The following is a 15,747-nucleotide window of genomic DNA, read 5'->3' as shown; positions in this document are numbered from 1 at the left end:
GGGAGGAATACATGCTGAAACGAATGCTCAACACGGTGGCCCTTACCGCCGTTCTGGCTACCCCGACGCTCGCGAACGGGCTCGAGGTGGTCGCGGAATGGAACACTCTGCCCTATGCCGTCAAGGATGAGGCGACAAAATCCGCTTGGGAAGGGAGCGAGATCTACGGCAAAGCACTGGTTCAGGGCGCCAAAGTCGACAGCCAAGGCAACATCTATGTGTCCACCGCACGCTGGGGCGGGGCCGAGATACCCTCAACCGTTTCCAAGCTGGTCAAAAACGGAGACACTTGGGAACTCGAGGCGTTTCCGTCTGAAGAAATGAACAGCATGTCGAACCCCGATGGCCTGAAAGCCGTTCTGGGTTTTGAGATCGACCGCAATGACGTGATGTGGATCCTGGATCAGGGCCACGTGGCAGGCCCTCCGTTCGAAGATGGCGACGCCAAGCTGGTTTTGTGGGATCTGAAAGAGAACAAGGAAATCCAGCGCTATGTCTTCACGGCGGGAGAAGCAGATCGTCAGTGCTCTTTCCTGAACGATCTGGCTGTCGATAACGACACCGGCTTTGCTTATATTGCCGATAGTGGCATCTTCTGTGACCCGCTGCATGGTGGCTTGATTGTCTATGACAGCAACACCAATTCCGTGCGCCGCATTCTGGACCAACACCGGTTCACCAATGATGAGCCGAATTTCTTCTTCAACATCGACGACCGCCCTGTGCTGAAGAATGGCGGCATGCGCACCGGTGCCGACGGTATCGCGCTGTCAGGTGACAAGAAGACGCTCTACTGGACCAACCTGACGGGCAATCACCTGTATAGCCTGCCGACCGAAATCCTGCGGGACTTCGAGACCAACGAGACGGTGATTGAAAACGCGGTTGAGGTTGCCGCAGTGCTGCCTTCCAACACCGACGGTATGACGGCCGACAACGAAGGCAACATCTACATGACCGCGCTGTCGCTGGACGGGATCATGAAATTCGATGAATCCACCCGTCAGGTCAGCCGTTTTGTCCACCACCCGGAAATGAATTGGCCGGATACGCTGGCCTGGGGTCCGGATGGCGAGATGTATGTGGTCTCGAACCACCTGCATATCTGGGTCGATGGCGACATGAACTTTGAAGACCCCGAAATCCCGAATTTCCGTATCTGGAAGATTCCGGGTGTCGGCCAAAGCTATACGACCGAATAACCCTCCCAACCTCCTTGGTCAGCCCACCGGGGCTGGCCCTTTTTTGCAAAGATGAGATGACCATGACCCCCGATATTTTGTGCCTTGGCGAACCGATGCTGGAGTTCAACCAGCAGCCTGACGGGAACTACCTGCCAGGACATGGCGGTGACACCTCAAACTGCGCAATCGCCGCCGCGCGGCAGGGTGCGTCCGTTGGCTACGTGACGCATGTCGGCGCTGATACGTTCGGTAATTCTTTCATGGACCTGTGGAAGGCCGAGGGGATCGACACCTCGACCGTGCGTCAGGTCGCGGATGCTCATACCGGGGTCTATTTTGTGACGCATGGCGCGAACGGGCATGAGTTCAGTTACTTCCGCGAAGGCTCGGCCAGTAGCCGGATGGAGCCAGATGATCTGCCAATGGCGGCGTTGAAATCGGCGAAGATATTGCACGTTTCGGGGATCAGTCAGGCGATTTCGGATGTTGCCGCCGATACCGTGTTTCGGGCCATTCAGATTGTAAAGGACGGCGGAGGCCTCGTGTCCTACGACACCAATCTGCGCTTAAAGCTCTGGCCGATCGAACGCGCCCGTGCTGTGACGCACGCGGCCATGTCAAAATGCGATATTGCCCTTCCTGGTTTGGATGATGCCGAGCGACTGACTGGCCTGTCCGATCCCGATGACATCGCAGATTTCTACCTGAACCTCGGCGCAAAAATTGTCGCCCTGACGCTTGGTGCCGAAGGGACTTTGGTTGCGACACCAGACAAGCGCGAACGTGTCAAAGGCCGTCGGGTCAAAGCGGTGGATGCCACAGCCGCAGGCGACACATTTGACGGTGCCTTCTTGTCCCGTATTGTTGCGGGCGATGATCCGTTTCAGGCCGCACGCTATGCCAACGCCGCTGCTGCGCTTTCGACCCAAGGGTATGGTGCGGTTGCCCCGATGCCTCGCAGAGATGCAGTCGAGGCGTTTCTTGCGGAAGGAGACTGATCCATGAAACACGCCGTTGTAATTGGCGGCACCCGCGGCATAGGCGCCGGTATCGCAGGGGAACTTCGCCGTAAGGGATGGCGCATCACCGCGACCGGTGTCGGAGCTGAAGAGGTTTCGGAATATGCCGCGCAGTATCCTGACGATGTCTGTGCGCAGTTGGATGTGCGGGACAATCAGGCCGTAGCCGCGTTCTTCGGTGGAATTGAAAAACTCGACGGGCTGGTCAATTGCGCAGGTATTCTGGCACGTAGCGCGGAGTATGAGATCGACGTTTTTGAGACAGTGATCGATATCAACCTGACCGGTACCATGCGCTGTTGTCTGGCCGCGCAACCCTTGTTGGCCGAGTCAGGTGGCGCCATCGTGAACACCGCGTCGATGCTCAGTTACTTTGGTGGACCGCTTGTTCCTGCTTATTCTGCCAGCAAGGGTGGGGTGGCGCAGTTGACCAAGGCCTTGGCCGGGAAATGGGCGGAGGATGGCGTGCGCGTCAATGCAGTTGCACCCGGATGGATCGAAACCGAAATGACCGAGGTTCTGCGCGCCGATCCGGCCCGCAACCAACCTATTTTGGGTCGGACGCCGCTGGGCCGTTGGGGCAAACCATCCGAGGTTGGCGCACTGGCTGCTTGGCTACTGTCGGATGAGGCTGCTTTTGTGACCGGCGCTGTCTATCCTGTGGACGGCGGCTATTCTGCAATGTGAGGAGGGCAACTGATGCCAGTAAAAGGAAACGACGACGATCCCAGGATGCCTTATCAACTGCCCTTCCCCAAGGATGCGCAGGAGGAGATCGTCATCCCTGAAGCCGTTGCCAAAGACGAGAGGGTATGGGTGCCGCAAACCGAAAACGTCTCGTTCCGACCGCTCTGCTTGAACCGGTCTCAGGGGTACTGGATGAACCTGTTGCGGGTGCGGAAATCCGGAGTTCTTTCGAGACATCGGCATCCGCAGCCCGTTCATGGTTTTGTTCTGAAAGGTCGATGGCACTATCTGGAACATGACTGGGTCGCGGAGGAAGGCGGCTATGTATTCGAACCGCCGGGCGAAACCCACACTCTGATTGTACCCGATGATGTCGACGAAATGATCACCTATTTCCAGGTCAACGGCGTGATGCTGTATGTTGACCCCTGGGGCAAAACCATGGGTTACGAGGACGTCTTCACTAAAATCGACATGTGCCGTAAGCACTATGAGGAGGTTGGTTTAGGAGCGGACTATGTCGAGCAATTCATTAGGTAGGCCGCTCAAACTGGCCCTGGTTGCCCATGACGCCAAGAAAGATCTGATGGTCGAATGGGCCCAGTCCCATGCTGACGTCCTAAGTCAGGCGGAGTTGTTCGCCACCGGAACCACCGGTGGCCGCCTCAGGGCCGCGTTGCCTGAGCTTAATGTCACCGCGTTGCATAGCGGGCCACTAGGCGGCGACCAGCAACTTGGGGCGATGATCTGCGAAGGCCGGCTGGACGGTCTGTTCTTTTTTATCGACCCAATGTCGCCGATGCCGCACGACGTGGATGTCAAAGCTCTGAGCCGTCTAGCGATCGTTTATGATCTACCCTTCGCAAGCAGCCCAAGCACCGCGGATTTCGTTCTGAAAGGGCTGACCGAACCAAATTAGTTTTAAAGCCTTTGGATGATGCTGCATTCAAATCCGAACCGTACGGTCAGGACGCATTGATGTTCGATGTGCTGCAGGATTCACGGTTTGGAATCCGGAGCGGTGGCATTAGCGGTTTATTCTGACTGAGCGTCGAGCAGATGGCGTAGCGTCCCCTTTTTTCTCCAGCGTTAGCGCGGCAGACTACAGTCATCTATTCATCTTTTGGTTATGAATCCTGACCCCAGGAAACGCGTTTCCCAGATCGAGTTCCGTCGAACGGCTCATTTCAGTGAATGAGTCTACAACGAAGCGCCCCAAGGGTTCATGTGCTGTTTTCTGGGTCCAAACCATTTCGCTTTCCCATTTCGGCAAATCCAGTGGCGTGGGAAAGACGTCACACCCCGCGCGCCGCGCAACCGGTGTCAACGACGTTGGCACCGTTGCAATCAAGTCGGATTGAGCGACGATATCGGGTAGCAGAGCAAATTGAGCACAGGTCAATACCACTTGCCGAGCTTTTCCAAGCTTCTTCAGTGCCTTATCTACAAAGCCGATTTTGTCATTGTTCAGTGTCATCAATGCATGACGAGCCTCTAGGAACGATTCAAGTGTCAAACCATCTCGGGTCAAAGGGTGATCGCGACGGGCGATACATACAAAACTATCCGGCATAATCGTCCGTCGATGAAACCGCGCAGGAAGATGTCCAAATGTACCAATGGCCAACGTCACTGTTTCGGCATCCAATTGATCAATCAGATCCGTTTTGTTCATCGGTACGAAGATCAGGCTAAGATTTGGTGCGTGTTCTGCAAAGTAAGTGACCATCGCAGGCGCCAAACGAAGAATTGCTAAATCCGAAGCTGCAGCGGTGATTTGGCCTTGGGCGTGTTTGGGATCAAACTCGGTTTGCTCCAGCATTTCAGAAACGATCGACAGCGCGCCTTTCACTTTTGGTGCCAATTCTTCCGCGCGGCTGGTTGGCACCATTCCACCCTGTCCCCTTTGAAAAAGTGGATCTTCGAACCTGGCGCGAAGCCGGTTCAGCGCGTTGCTCATGGAGGGTTGGGCAAGACCTATAGACGCTCCAGCGCGGCCAACATGTCGTTCTCGGTACATCGCGTCGAAGGCTTTGAGGAGGTTGAGGTCGAGAGAGTTTATATTCATGGAGTGAATTTACTTCATTCTATTTATCCATTTCAACAACTTCATACTGCGCATTAAATATCCGATCAGAAGCAAGAAACGCTCAGATTGCGGCGGGTTGAAAGCTCCAAGGGGCACAATGGTTGCCTGGAGCACCTAACACCGGAGTTGGGCCTGGAAGAGTGATCCTCAACCAGCCGAACCAACCCAGAGCTGCGATCCGGTGCGAATGCCACTGAAGGAAAGAGGAGTTGAACTGTGACAAACGTTTTTGAAACCGCGCTAAAAGGCAAACATGTCGTCATCGTTGGCGGCGGTAGCGGTATGGGCAAAGCAACAGCTGAACTTGCAGCAAGTTTGGGCGCCAAGGTTACAATCTCAAGCCGCAACCAAGAGAAACTGACGGCCGTTGCGTCTGAAATCGAAGGCGACATTTCGATGGCTTCTGTTGACACCACTGACGAAGCAGCTGTCAAAGCCTGGGCTGCTAGCCTTGGCAAGGTCGATCATCTCGTCATCTCGGCATCCAGTGCCGCGCACGGCGCGTTTGCTGAACTGCCGACTAACGACCTGCGCGGCATGATTGAGGCTAAATTCATTGGCCCCTACGTGACCACTCGCGAGGTTCTACCGTATCTGGCCGACGGCGCATCAATCACGTTGTTTTCCGGTGTGCTTAGCCGCCGCCCATCGGCCGGCGCTACCGGTCTGGGTGCGGTGAACGCGGCTGTTGAGGCTTTGACCATGGGGCTCGCGCAAGAACTGGCGGGTAAGGCCCGCGTCAACTGCATCAGCCCCGGGATGGTTGCAACCGAAGCCTATGCAGGCATGCCAGAAGAGGCACGTGAAGGCATGTACGCACAGGTTGGTGGATCGCTCCCTGTTGGCCGCGTCGGCAGGGCCAGCGAAATCGCTCAAGCTGTCATCATGGCAATGACCAACGGTTTCCTGACAGGTTCTGTGCTGGATATTGATGGCGGGCATCTGATCAAGGCCTGACAATCTTTGCGGGTGTGCTAGCTGCCCCCTCTTCCTGTTCGGCTCTTGCGTAGCTCCACATGTCAAGTTCCCTTATTTCGATGCAATTGACTTGCGCGAGCCGGTCATCTCTAACAAAAACCCCGCCACCATGGACGATGTTGCCGATCAGCTTGAGGCTGATGACAATTCGTCCGGCGCACCCGGTGAACGCGGCACTTTTTGATACCTTCGAGGCTTGGATTGGATTTGAAACAGCCCCCCATGTTCAGTTGGCCGATCTACCCGAGCCGGCCTTTGACAAAACAGGTCGCACGCGCAATTCGGTATTGCGGGGCGTCATCACTCATCTGAAAAAAGATGCGGATTTGAACGCGGCCAACGCTCAGATGTTGGAGCGCCTCATACCCTTTCACCGATGAATTGATGCTGACGTAGAGGATCGTGTGATCGCTTATGCCATGTTGGTTCTCCACCGGCGTAACTAGAATTCTCTGTGGGTTTTCCTGTCACTCATCCACAACACGAAACTCGCCGGAAGGCGCGTCGGTAGGTGGCTCTTCGAACTCATTGGAAATCAAACCGCGGCGGATGAGTTCTCGAATGGCGGCCGCTCTGGATGGCAGTCTGTTCTCGAACCGCCAATCATCTATGGCTTTAAGCTCTTCGAGGTCGAGCATCAGTTGCAGTTTTTCCGTGCGCTTTGGTGGTCGATTTTGATCAGACACTGGTATGACCTCAGTAGCTTACGTCAGTTACTCCAAGCATGTATGGCATTGGGCCTGCGTGTCTACAGCAATGTTGGCAAGTTGGGCTGGATACCCAGGATCATGAAACGCCGCATGATGTGTCGGATACCTATAGTAAGTATATGATTTTATTTGTAAAATAGATTTTCGCTCTTAGGTTCTACTCCACAAGCAACGAAACGGAGTGAAAATGATACAGCAAGTCTTGAAGTCCGAAGTTCAGGAAGAAACCAACGACACAGGCATCGACAAAAACGCCTGGATCGCCAACGCGGTGACAGAAGTGCTGGCCGATACCATGGTTCTGATGGTGAAAACGCAAGGCACACATTGGAACGTCGTAGGCCCACTCTTCGTGCTGATCCATGAACTGACAGAGCGTCAGTATCGCGACCTGTTCGAAGCTGCGGATGAATTAGCCGAGCGTGTGCGCGCTCTGGGTCAGGTGGCACCGATCTCGTTCACTGACATGGTTAGCCAAGCCAAGCTGACCGAAGAAGAGACGGTCAAAGACGCAGAGGGCATGATCAAACAATTGGTCGCAGACCACGAAGCAATTGCCCGGAACCTGCGTGAGACCGCCGCGACCGCCGCCCGTTATGGCGATGGAGCTACAGAGGATCTGATGAACGCGAGGATGGCGAAGCATGAGGAAGCGGTCTGGATGCTCAAGGCAATTGTTGCGGCCTAATTGGCAGCTCCCACTGATCTGAACCAAGGTTTGAGAAGAAAGGAATATTTGATGACACGTGTTGGGTACGAGAAAAAGGCGCAGCTGCAACTGGATAGCTGGAATGCTCAAATTGATGTTCTCGAAGCCAAGCTGAAGGTGGCTGAAGCGGACGCCAAGCTCGAGCTCGAGGAGCAGCTCAGTAAGCTCTACAAGGCAAGGTCTGACGCAGAGGCTCAACTGAATGATTTGAAGTCGACCAGCGACGAGGCCTGGGAAGATGTCAAAAAGGGCTACGAGGCTGCATGGAGCGATATGCAGAGTGCTTTGAAAAAAGCGGCCGACCGGTTCGCGTAGAGCTGGGTTTGTGAGCAAAGCTCGTGTCGTGAATGGGGACCGGAATGCAAACACTTAGAGAATTAGTGAGGTACTTTCGCGGGTTCCTAACCATCCCTGCCGCCATTAGTCTTTCAGGGCTTTTGGTGGCTGGGATTGTCTTCAAAACGGAGCAAGCGCTCGTGAGTTGGGGTTGGTCCGCTTCCGATTGGCTGAGCGTTTCTAATCGTACTGCGAGCGATGTACTCAGCGCAATGTCAGCAGCATCCATGTCCGCGTTGGTCATGGTCTATTCCATTGTTTTGCTGGTCTACACCTTGGCAGCTGGATCTATTGGGCCCAGGCTCTTGCAGCGCTTTGGCGAAGACAGGGTAAACCAGATTGCAGTTGGCTCACTTGGAGCGACGTTTTTGTACAGCTTGATGATCTTGTGGCTGATACGCGATGACACATCCGTCAATTTGGCCGCTGCGATTGGAATAGTCTATTCGATCTTCTCAGTTCTTTTGCTGTTGCTATTCGTTCATACGGTCTCGACGCGCGTAACCATTGATCAGGAGGCAGCGCGGATTTCTGAAGCCTTGGATCGCCAAGTGAGCACCGCAATCGAAAACAGTGCAGATATTCCATCTTCAGAGGCAGTCCCTGAGGAGGGAGACAAGCGCCAAGTCTCGGCTTCGGGCACTGGATATGTGAACTCGATCAATACCGAAGGTCTGGTGGGTGCCGCCAAGGAAGCAGGAGCCGTCGTCGTTTTTGATGTGCAGCCAGGTGACTTCATGGTTCCAACGGACACTTTGGCCAATGTTTATGGTGATGGTGAAGAGAGCCTCAATGATCTGGTGCGAGCGGCAGCTCCGTTAATCCCCGCGCGAGATCCTAACGGAGATATCCGCTTTTCTGTTCATCTTCTCGTTGAAATCGCACTTCGGGCTTTGTCGCCGGGTGTCAACGACACGTTTACCGCAATTGTGTGCATCGACCGTCTATCGGCATCTCTGGCTCGTGCGTGGTCGTCCAAGCTCTGTACGGGGGTGTATCGGGATGACGACGGAGCTGTGCGAGTGGTTTACCCATCAATCACGGCAGAGTCTATGTTTAGCGACTCAATGCCGGCACTGAGACGCGCAGCCAGAGGCAATGGGCTCGTAACGGCCGCCCTTATTCGAGCTTTGGTGCGCATCGCGGAGTCAGCTCCGTTTGAAGATGTTCGTATGGTTGCAGATGAACTGGCCGCGGTCAGAGATGAAACACGAGAAAGCGATATGCTAAAGCGCGATATTGAAAAGTTTTGCGGCCAAGTCGAAACCGCACTTGAAGGAATTTAGCTAGCTGTCCTGAACTCGAGTAAAAGTATCTAAGCCCTACGAAGACAGGTCGCTGAGGTGCCAGTTATCCGTCCGAACAAAGCTTGGACCATAAAACGTGAACTTGTCACACGTCAGCGGGATAGTTCCAGGGCATCAGGCTGGCGATGTTTACCCGTTTGTGACCGCTTGCAATAGCGATCAGCATTCGGGCGAGCTAGGCGCCGTGGTCTACGCCATTGAGCTTGCAGGTCTCGAACATTGAGGCGAGGAAGACGATCAGGTCAACCACGTGTTTGGCAGTATGGCTCAGAGTCTCGCTGATGGGCAACTTAGCGGAGGCGCAGGCGCGTTGTTTATTCAGCGGTGGCACACTAGTGTAACCGACTGTGCGTTGAGACTATTCTAGCGAAACCCACAAGACTTTTGCGTCTTCCTTGCTGGTCGAGATGCAGCCGTGACCCATTCCGCTGTCGTAATACAGAGAATCCCCGGCCTTCATGGTCAACGGGCGATAGTGTTCAGAGATAAAGGTCAATTCGCCGCTGATCACATACATAAACTCTTCACCCGAATGTCTGATCCAGTTCTCGAACTCGGACACATCTCGGGCTTTGATAGTTGCGATGTAAGGCAGCATTCGCTTGCTGGTAAGTTCAGGGCAGAGCAACTCGTGCAGATATGTCGGGGTGTCCTTCATCTCGCCCTGGCCTTTTGGAGTGTAATCGCGGCGGCCCGAAATCCCGCTTTGGCCCGATTGCAGGAACAGTTGCGGGGTGCTCATTTCCAGCGCTTGGGTAAGCCTGCGTACAATATCGAAGCTAGGTCGAGTCTGGTTGTTTTCGATCTTGGAAAGTGTCGAGCGACCGATTCCCGCCGCCCGTCCGGCTTCCTCCAACGTCCACCCTTTTGCACGGCGCGCATCCCGGATTGAGCGCCCCAAAGCAGCGCCTTCGTCCTGTTCTTCCGGCCCGACGGCGTCGTTCAGGCTGTCATCGACCATAGAAATCTCCCTGATTTTCCGCAGGTTACCGATTTCCCCGTCCTTACACAACTTCACAAGTACGAGATATATGTTGCCTTGAGTATCCGATTTCCACTATAGGAAACAAAATTTCGTACTTGGGATTCGAGTATGAAGGAGGGAACCTTGTTTACAAAATCGCTCAAAGATGCAGATCCGGTTATTGCTGCTTCGATTGTACGTGAAGGCAAGCGCCAAGCAGAACAGATCGAGCTTATCGCGTCCGAGAATATCGTCTCGCAGGCTGTGATCGACGCGCAGGGTTCTGTGCTCACGAACAAGTACGCTGAGGGCTATCCCGGTCGCCGCTACTACGGCGGTTGCGAATATGTGGATGAGGTTGAGGTTGAAGCGATCGAACGATTGAAGAGGTTGTTCGGCTGCGAGTTCGCCAACGTTCAGCCACACTCTGGCGCGCAGGCAAACGGAGCGGTGAAGCTTGCGCTGCTCAGCCCCGGTGACACGATCCTTGGCATGTCGCTTGATGCCGGTGGTCACCTGACGCACGGTGCCAAGCCTGCTCAGTCGGGCAAGTGGTTTCACCCGGTTCAATATGGTCTGACAGACGAGGGGCTCATCGACTATGACCAAGTCGAAGCGCTGGCCAGGTCTGAAAAGCCAAAGCTGATCATTGCTGGTGCGTCGGCCTACTCGCAAAAGATCGATTTCGCTCGGTTCCGTAAGATCGCGGATGAGGTCGGTGCCTGGCTGCTGGCCGATATGGCGCATATCGCGGGTCTGGTTGCGACCGGGCTGCACCCCTCGCCAATTGGTCACGCGCATGTGGTCACCTCGACGACCCACAAGACCCTGCGCGGTCCGCGCGGCGGGATTATTTTGACGAATGACGAGGCGTTGGCGAAAAAGATCAACTCTGCTGTGTTCCCCGGGCTTCAGGGCGGCCCCTTGATGCATGTAATCGCCGGTAAGGCCGTCGCATTTGGCGAGGCCTTGAAGCCAGAGTTCAAGGGGTACATGCAGCGTGTCGTCGACAGCGCCAATGCTTTGGCAAACGTCATGATGGCGCGTGGTTGTGACATCGTTTCGGGCGGCACAGAAAACCACCTTATGCTGGTCGACCTGCGGCCGCTTGGCGTTACCGGCAAAGATGCAGAAGCCGCGCTGGAACGCGCCGGGTTTACTTGCAACAAGAACAGCGTGCCGGGTGATCCGGAAAAGCCGACGATCACGAGCGGTATCCGGCTAGGAACGGCCGCTGGATGTAGCCGTGGTTTTGGGCCTGAAGAGTTCACTCAGATCGGCCTTTTGATTGGCGACGTTCTCGATGCGCTGCGTGAGTCTCCTGAAGGCGATGCAACCGTCGAAGCCGAGACCCGCGCAAAAGTCCGCGCTCTCTGCGCCAACTATCCAATCTACTGAAAGAACACCCAATGAGCATTTACGATCTCATCGTCATCGGGGGCGGCCCCGGCGGTTATGTTGCTGCGATCCGCGCGGCTCAACTGGGTATGAAAGTGGCTTGCGTGGAAGGGCGCGGGGCGCTGGGCGGAACCTGTCTGAATGTGGGGTGCATCCCCTCCAAAGCGTTGCTGACCTCCTCGGCCAAATATGCCGAGCTTGCACATCTCTCCTCCCATGGCATTGCGGTCGAGGGGGCCAGCATCGACGTGCCGTCAATGATGGGGCGCAAGGACAAGATCGTTGGCGATCTGACCAAGGGCATCGGTTTTCTGTTCAAGAAGAACGGCGTTGAGCTGATCGAAGGCTGGGCCCGCATTCCGGCGGACGGGCAAGTGCAGGTTGGCGATGATATCTATGAGGCCAAGAATATCTTGATCGCCACGGGGTCTGAGCCGACACCTCTGAACGGTATCGAGATCGATGAGAAGGATGTTCTCAGCTCAACTGGTGCCTTGGCGCTGGACACGGTGCCGGATCATCTGGTTGTCGTCGGGGCAGGGGTTATAGGGCTAGAGTTGGGACAGGTTTGGGCGCGTCTTGGGGCCAAGGTCACAGTGGTTGAGTATCTGGACCGCGTCCTGCCTGGTATTGACGGCGAGATTGCGAAACTGGCGCAGCGCGCGCTCAGCAAACGCGGCCTAAAGTTCCAGTTGGGACGCGCGCTGAAGGCCATTGAAAAGTCTGAAACCGGATTGGCGCTTACACTGGACCGGGTCGGCAAAGACAAGGAAGAGGTGATCGAGGCCGACAAGGTTCTAATCGCCGTCGGACGCCGGCCCGTCACGCGCGGGTTGGGGCTGGAAGAATTGGGGATAGCTCTTGACCCGCGCGGCTTTGTTCAAGTTGACAACAGCTTCCGCACATCGGTTCCCGGCATCTATGCGATCGGGGACTGCGTCCCCGGACCGATGCTGGCCCATAAGGCCGAAGAAGACGGCGTTGCCTGCGTTGAGATGTTGGCGGGGCTGGGCGGCCATGTCGACTACAACACCGTACCGGGTGTCGTTTACACCGACCCTGAGGTCGCCTCGGTCGGTGTGACTGAAGAGGCGCTGAAAGAAGCCGGTGCCGAATACGCGGTCGGCAAATTCGCGTTCATGGCCAACTCGCGCGCACGGTCGACCGGAGAAACCGACGGCGCGGTCAAGGTTTTGGCTGAACCGAACGGCAAAATACTAGGCGCGCATATTTGCGGTGCGCATGGCGGTGATCTGATCGCGGAACTCGTTCTGGCGATGACCAAAGGTGCCACCGTCGCCGAAGTCGCCTCCACCTGTCATGCACATCCAGCTATGGGCGAGGCGGTCAAAGAAGCCTGCCTCGACGCTCTGGGCCGCGCGATCCACGCGTAAGAAGGAGCCGCCAGATGTCCATCCAGCTTCGCCCCCGCCACCCCGAAAAAGCCAAGAAGGCAGATAGTGTCATTCCCCGCAAGCCCAAGTGGATTCGCAAGAAAAAGGGCGACAGCACCGAGTATTATGAAACACGTCGCCTGATGCGAGATCATAACCTGGCGACGGTCTGTGAAGAGGCCGCCTGTCCGAATATCGGCGAATGCTGGTCCAAGCGCCACGCCACCATGATGATCATGGGCGAAGTTTGTACGCGTGGCTGTTCCTTCTGCAACGTCGCCACAGGTCGGCCAGACGCATTGGACGTATTTGAACCGGGCCGTGTCGCGGCCGCTGTAAAAAAGCTGGGGCTTCGCCATGTGGTGATCACATCGGTTGACCGCGATGACTTGGATGATGGCGGCGCCGAACACATCGCACAGACCATCAGAGCAGTGCGCCACCAAAACCCTGAAACCACCGTCGAAGTTCTGACTCCGGACTTCTTGGGAAAAGGGATTTCTGCAGATCTGGTATTTGAAGCAGCGCCGGACGTTTTCAACCACAATCTGGAAACTGTGCCGCATCTTTATCCAACGGTTCGTCCCGGCGCGCGGTACTATACGTCTTTGCGTCTGTTGGACGATGCCAAACGCGCAAACCCTGAGATTTTCACCAAATCCGGCCTGATGGTCGGCCTTGGCGAAAGCCTCTGTGACGTCCGCCAAGTGATGGATGACCTGCGTGCCGCAAATGTCGATTTCCTGACAGTCGGGCAATACCTGCAGCCGACCCCGAAACATCACTCGATCGACCGGTTCTGGTCACCGGAAGAGTTCGCCCAGCTGGAGCAGATCGCGCGCTCCAAGGGCTTTCTGCACGTGTCAGCCACTCCGCTGACCCGTTCGTCGTTCCACGCGGACGAAGACTTTGCCGCCCTCAAGCAAGCTCGCCAACGAGCGATTGCTGCCGGGGCATAACCAGACGCACTAGGGAGGAATACCATGGAAGCGTTAAATTCAATCGTAGGGGCCATCAATGGCGTCGTGTGGGGGCCGCTGATGCTGGTTCTCATCCTTGGCGTTGGCTTCTTCCTGCAGGTCGGGCTGAAATTCATGCCGATCCTGCGCATTGGCACGGGCTTTAGCCTGTTGTTCAAAGGCCGGGAAGGTCAGGGCGAAGGGCAGATCAGCCCATTCAACGCGCTGATGACCTCGCTGTCAGCAACCATCGGTACAGGTAACATCGCCGGTGTGGCGACTGCTGTCTTCCTGGGCGGTCCAGGCGCCTTGTTCTGGATGTGGATGACCGCCCTGGTGGGCATGGCCACCAAATACGCCGAAGCCGTCTGCGCCGTGAAATATCGTGAAAAAGACGAGTTGGGGAACTATGTTGGCGGCCCGATGTACTACATCAAGAATGGACTCGGCGCAAAATGGGCGTGGCTGGGTGTAGCATTCGCCCTGTTCGGCGCGGTTGCCGCCTTCGGCATCGGCAACGGCGTACAGGCAAACGGTGTGGCACAGGTTCTTGAAGCGAACTTTGGTCTGAACACCTCGGTCACTGGCGTTGTTCTGATGGTTCTGACTGCAGCTGTCATCCTGGGCGGTATCACTCGCATTGGTGCGGTTGCCGGTAAGCTGGTTCCGTTTATGGCCGTTGCTTATATCATCGCGGGCCTGCTGGTTCTGCTGATCAACATCGGCAACATCGGACAGGCGCTGTCGCTCGTCTTCACCCACGCGTTCACTCCGTCCGCCGCAGAAGGCGGTTTCGCGGGTGCTGCCGTTTGGGCTGCCATCCGCTTTGGTGTGGCACGTGGTGTGTTCTCGAACGAAGCGGGTCTGGGTTCCGCCCCGATTGCGCACGCCGCTGCCGAGACCAAAGGTCCGGTAAACCAGGGCCTGATCGCGATGCTGGGTACGTTCATCGATACCATCATCGTCTGCTCGATCACCGGTCTGGCGATCATCGCTTCGGGTGCCTGGACATCGGGTGAATCCGGTGCAGCGCTGACCAGCCACGCGTTTGAACTGTCGCTGCCGGGCATTGGTGGGTATCTGATCGCCATCGCTCTGTCGATCTTCGCCTTCACCACCATCCTCGGCTGGTCCTTCTACGGTGAAAAATGCGTCGAGTTCCTGCTGGGTGTAAAATCCCTGATGCCCTACCGCGTCCTGTGGATCGTTATGATCTACTTTGGCGCTACCGCAGATCTGGGCTTCATCTGGCTGCTGGCAGACACGCTGAACGCCATGATGGCTATCCCGAACCTGATCGCTTTGGCCCTGTTGAGCCCGATCGTCTTCAAACTGACGAAAGAGTTCTTCGCCTCGGGCGGCCAGTCCGAAGAGCCGGAGGCAAAACCTGCCGAATAGGTTAGCCCCGACCAAAACGGGGGGCCAACCCGGCCCCCCGCCTTTGAAACAGAATTCCATATCTCGAGGAGAGACGTGATGGCCACGAAAATCCTGCTGCCCATTGATCATACCGACGACCGTTCCTGGAAACTGGCTCTGCCGGTCGCATTGGAACAGGCGAAATTCTACGGTGCCGAACTGTACGCGGTTGCCGTCATCCCCGAGATTATCCAACTGCCTAACTTGCCTGTGAACTATGGCGCCGGAGCAAAGGATCATGTGCGCAACGCGGTTCAGGCCATTCTGGACCACGGTGATGCCTCCGATGTGGCGATCCACATCGAAGAAGGCAGCGTTTACCGTGAAATCCTGAAACTCGCCCACAAAGAGGGATTTGATCTGATTGTCATGGCCTCCACCAAAGGTGATTTCCCGAACTATGAAATTGGCCCGAACCTGGCCCGGGTGGTGCGGAATGCGCACTGCACTGTGACGGTCGTTCGCGACCAATCCCGCTGATTGAAAGGTTAGAAAGATGACTTCACCGAAGCGCACTCCACTTTACTCTCTTCATGTTGAGTTGGGTGGGAAGATGGTTGATTTTGCGGGCTGGGAGATGCCTGTTCAGTATCC

18 protein-coding genes are annotated in these 15,747 nt (G+C 56.0%); 15 read left to right on the top strand and 3 right to left on the bottom strand.

The window, feature by feature from the left end; all coding sequences use genetic code 11:
• Positions 1-11: 11 nt before the first annotated feature.
• From ACXAH8_RS21415 to ACXAH8_RS21395, 5 genes are all read left to right on the top strand, one after another.
• A complete protein-coding gene (locus ACXAH8_RS21415; RefSeq protein ID WP_475220575.1) occupies positions 12-1,202 on the top strand; it encodes an L-dopachrome tautomerase-related protein in 1,191 nt (396 codons plus the stop codon).
• Positions 1,203-1,264: 62 nt separating this feature from the next.
• Positions 1,265-2,182: a sugar kinase gene (locus ACXAH8_RS21410; protein WP_475220574.1), complete on the top strand. Its 918-nt coding sequence runs from the start codon at positions 1,265-1,267 to the stop codon at positions 2,180-2,182.
• A gap of 3 nt (positions 2,183-2,185) precedes the next feature.
• Complete coding sequence (locus ACXAH8_RS21405) at positions 2,186-2,890, top strand: SDR family NAD(P)-dependent oxidoreductase (protein ID WP_475220573.1); 705 nt, start codon at positions 2,186-2,188, stop codon at positions 2,888-2,890.
• Positions 2,891-2,902: 12 nt separating this feature from the next.
• A complete protein-coding gene (locus ACXAH8_RS21400; RefSeq protein WP_475220572.1) occupies positions 2,903-3,430 on the top strand; it encodes a 2,4'-dihydroxyacetophenone dioxygenase family protein in 528 nt (175 codons plus the stop codon).
• The gene (locus ACXAH8_RS21395; RefSeq protein ID WP_170474923.1) at positions 3,408-3,809 is read left to right on the top strand and encodes a methylglyoxal synthase; all 402 of its coding nucleotides are present in this window, start codon (positions 3,408-3,410) and stop codon (positions 3,807-3,809) included. The genes ACXAH8_RS21400 and ACXAH8_RS21395 overlap by 23 nt, the downstream gene beginning before the upstream one ends.
• A gap of 189 nt (positions 3,810-3,998) precedes the next feature.
• Here the strand turns inward: ACXAH8_RS21395 and ACXAH8_RS21390 are convergent, their stop codons facing one another.
• Entirely contained in the window at positions 3,999-4,958 is a 960-nt protein-coding gene (locus tag ACXAH8_RS21390; protein WP_475220571.1) for a LysR family transcriptional regulator, read from the bottom strand.
• 237 nt (positions 4,959-5,195) lie between these two features.
• On the opposite strand from ACXAH8_RS21390, the gene ACXAH8_RS21385 reads away from it, so the two are divergent.
• Positions 5,196-5,936 (top strand): SDR family oxidoreductase, encoded by a 741-nt coding sequence (locus tag ACXAH8_RS21385; RefSeq protein WP_475220570.1) that lies wholly within the window; start codon positions 5,196-5,198, stop codon positions 5,934-5,936.
• Positions 5,937-6,097: 161 nt separating this feature from the next.
• Complete coding sequence (locus ACXAH8_RS21380) at positions 6,098-6,337, top strand: hypothetical protein (RefSeq protein WP_475220569.1); 240 nt, start codon at positions 6,098-6,100, stop codon at positions 6,335-6,337.
• 87 nt (positions 6,338-6,424) lie between these two features.
• On the opposite strand, the gene ACXAH8_RS21375 is transcribed toward ACXAH8_RS21380, so the two are convergent.
• The gene (locus ACXAH8_RS21375; RefSeq protein WP_152456637.1) at positions 6,425-6,643 is read right to left on the bottom strand and encodes a hypothetical protein; all 219 of its coding nucleotides are present in this window, start codon (positions 6,641-6,643) and stop codon (positions 6,425-6,427) included.
• Positions 6,644-6,854: 211 nt separating this feature from the next.
• Here ACXAH8_RS21375 and ACXAH8_RS21370 point away from each other — a divergent pair, with 211 nt between their 5' ends.
• From ACXAH8_RS21370 to ACXAH8_RS21360, 3 genes are read left to right on the top strand one after another with little or no spacing between them, the layout of a single operon-like run.
• Positions 6,855-7,355 (top strand): Dps family protein, encoded by a 501-nt coding sequence (locus tag ACXAH8_RS21370; protein ID WP_475220568.1) that lies wholly within the window; start codon positions 6,855-6,857, stop codon positions 7,353-7,355.
• Between the two features lie 51 nt (positions 7,356-7,406).
• Positions 7,407-7,691, top strand: coding sequence for a sll1863 family stress response protein (locus ACXAH8_RS21365; RefSeq protein ID WP_475220567.1), 285 nt, complete (start codon positions 7,407-7,409; stop codon positions 7,689-7,691).
• Between the two features lie 44 nt (positions 7,692-7,735).
• A complete protein-coding gene (locus tag ACXAH8_RS21360) occupies positions 7,736-8,998 on the top strand; it encodes a DUF2254 domain-containing protein (RefSeq protein ID WP_475220566.1) in 1,263 nt (420 codons plus the stop codon).
• Positions 8,999-9,377: 379 nt separating this feature from the next.
• Here ACXAH8_RS21360 and ACXAH8_RS21355 read toward each other — a convergent pair whose 3' ends face one another.
• Entirely contained in the window at positions 9,378-9,980 is a 603-nt protein-coding gene (locus ACXAH8_RS21355; RefSeq protein ID WP_170637784.1) for an XRE family transcriptional regulator, read from the bottom strand.
• Between the two features lie 132 nt (positions 9,981-10,112).
• On the opposite strand from ACXAH8_RS21355, the gene glyA reads away from it, so the two are divergent.
• The 5 genes from glyA (at position 10,113) to ACXAH8_RS21330 (ending at position 15,633) form a co-directional block, all read left to right on the top strand.
• The gene (gene glyA / locus ACXAH8_RS21350) at positions 10,113-11,381 is read left to right on the top strand and encodes a serine hydroxymethyltransferase (RefSeq protein ID WP_475220565.1); all 1,269 of its coding nucleotides are present in this window, start codon (positions 10,113-10,115) and stop codon (positions 11,379-11,381) included.
• 11 nt (positions 11,382-11,392) lie between these two features.
• The gene (gene lpdA, locus ACXAH8_RS21345; protein ID WP_475220564.1) at positions 11,393-12,775 is read left to right on the top strand and encodes a dihydrolipoyl dehydrogenase; all 1,383 of its coding nucleotides are present in this window, start codon (positions 11,393-11,395) and stop codon (positions 12,773-12,775) included.
• 14 nt (positions 12,776-12,789) lie between these two features.
• The gene (gene lipA / locus ACXAH8_RS21340) at positions 12,790-13,734 is read left to right on the top strand and encodes a lipoyl synthase (protein WP_475220563.1); all 945 of its coding nucleotides are present in this window, start codon (positions 12,790-12,792) and stop codon (positions 13,732-13,734) included.
• A gap of 24 nt (positions 13,735-13,758) precedes the next feature.
• Positions 13,759-15,132, top strand: a complete 1,374-nt coding sequence (locus ACXAH8_RS21335; protein ID WP_475220562.1) for an alanine/glycine:cation symporter family protein — start codon at positions 13,759-13,761, stop codon at positions 15,130-15,132.
• A gap of 78 nt (positions 15,133-15,210) precedes the next feature.
• Positions 15,211-15,633 (top strand): universal stress protein, encoded by a 423-nt coding sequence (locus ACXAH8_RS21330; protein WP_475220561.1) that lies wholly within the window; start codon positions 15,211-15,213, stop codon positions 15,631-15,633.
• The last annotated feature ends 114 nt before the right edge of the window (positions 15,634-15,747 follow it).

This window comes from Ruegeria sp. ABV3_008 (genome assembly GCF_056161185.1).
Note: the sequence above shows the minus strand (reverse complement) of the source record. Positions and strands in the feature narration are given on the sequence as shown.

Bases quoted from the DNA above. Each gene is read 5' to 3' on its own strand.
- ACXAH8_RS21415 (WP_475220575.1), top strand. From the start codon at position 12: ATGCTGAAACGAATGCTCAACACGGTGGCCCTTACCGCCGTTCTGGCT.
- ACXAH8_RS21410 (WP_475220574.1), top strand. From the start codon at position 1,265: ATGACCCCCGATATTTTGTGCCTTGGCGAACCGATGCTGGAGTTCAAC.
- ACXAH8_RS21405 (WP_475220573.1), top strand. From the start codon at position 2,186: ATGAAACACGCCGTTGTAATTGGCGGCACCCGCGGCATAGGCGCCGGT.
- ACXAH8_RS21400 (WP_475220572.1), top strand. From the start codon at position 2,903: ATGCCAGTAAAAGGAAACGACGACGATCCCAGGATGCCTTATCAACTG.
- ACXAH8_RS21395 (WP_170474923.1), top strand. From the start codon at position 3,408: ATGTCGAGCAATTCATTAGGTAGGCCGCTCAAACTGGCCCTGGTTGCC.
- ACXAH8_RS21390 (WP_475220571.1), bottom strand. From the start codon at position 4,958: ATGAATATAAACTCTCTCGACCTCAACCTCCTCAAAGCCTTCGACGCG.
- ACXAH8_RS21380 (WP_475220569.1), top strand. From the start codon at position 6,098: ATGACAATTCGTCCGGCGCACCCGGTGAACGCGGCACTTTTTGATACC.
- ACXAH8_RS21370 (WP_475220568.1), top strand. From the start codon at position 6,855: ATGATACAGCAAGTCTTGAAGTCCGAAGTTCAGGAAGAAACCAACGAC.
- ACXAH8_RS21365 (WP_475220567.1), top strand. From the start codon at position 7,407: ATGACACGTGTTGGGTACGAGAAAAAGGCGCAGCTGCAACTGGATAGC.
- ACXAH8_RS21360 (WP_475220566.1), top strand. From the start codon at position 7,736: ATGCAAACACTTAGAGAATTAGTGAGGTACTTTCGCGGGTTCCTAACC.
- ACXAH8_RS21355 (WP_170637784.1), bottom strand. From the start codon at position 9,980: ATGGTCGATGACAGCCTGAACGACGCCGTCGGGCCGGAAGAACAGGAC.
- glyA (WP_475220565.1), top strand. From the start codon at position 10,113: ATGAAGGAGGGAACCTTGTTTACAAAATCGCTCAAAGATGCAGATCCG.
- lpdA (WP_475220564.1), top strand. From the start codon at position 11,393: ATGAGCATTTACGATCTCATCGTCATCGGGGGCGGCCCCGGCGGTTAT.
- lipA (WP_475220563.1), top strand. From the start codon at position 12,790: ATGTCCATCCAGCTTCGCCCCCGCCACCCCGAAAAAGCCAAGAAGGCA.
- ACXAH8_RS21335 (WP_475220562.1), top strand. From the start codon at position 13,759: ATGGAAGCGTTAAATTCAATCGTAGGGGCCATCAATGGCGTCGTGTGG.
- ACXAH8_RS21330 (WP_475220561.1), top strand. From the start codon at position 15,211: ATGGCCACGAAAATCCTGCTGCCCATTGATCATACCGACGACCGTTCC.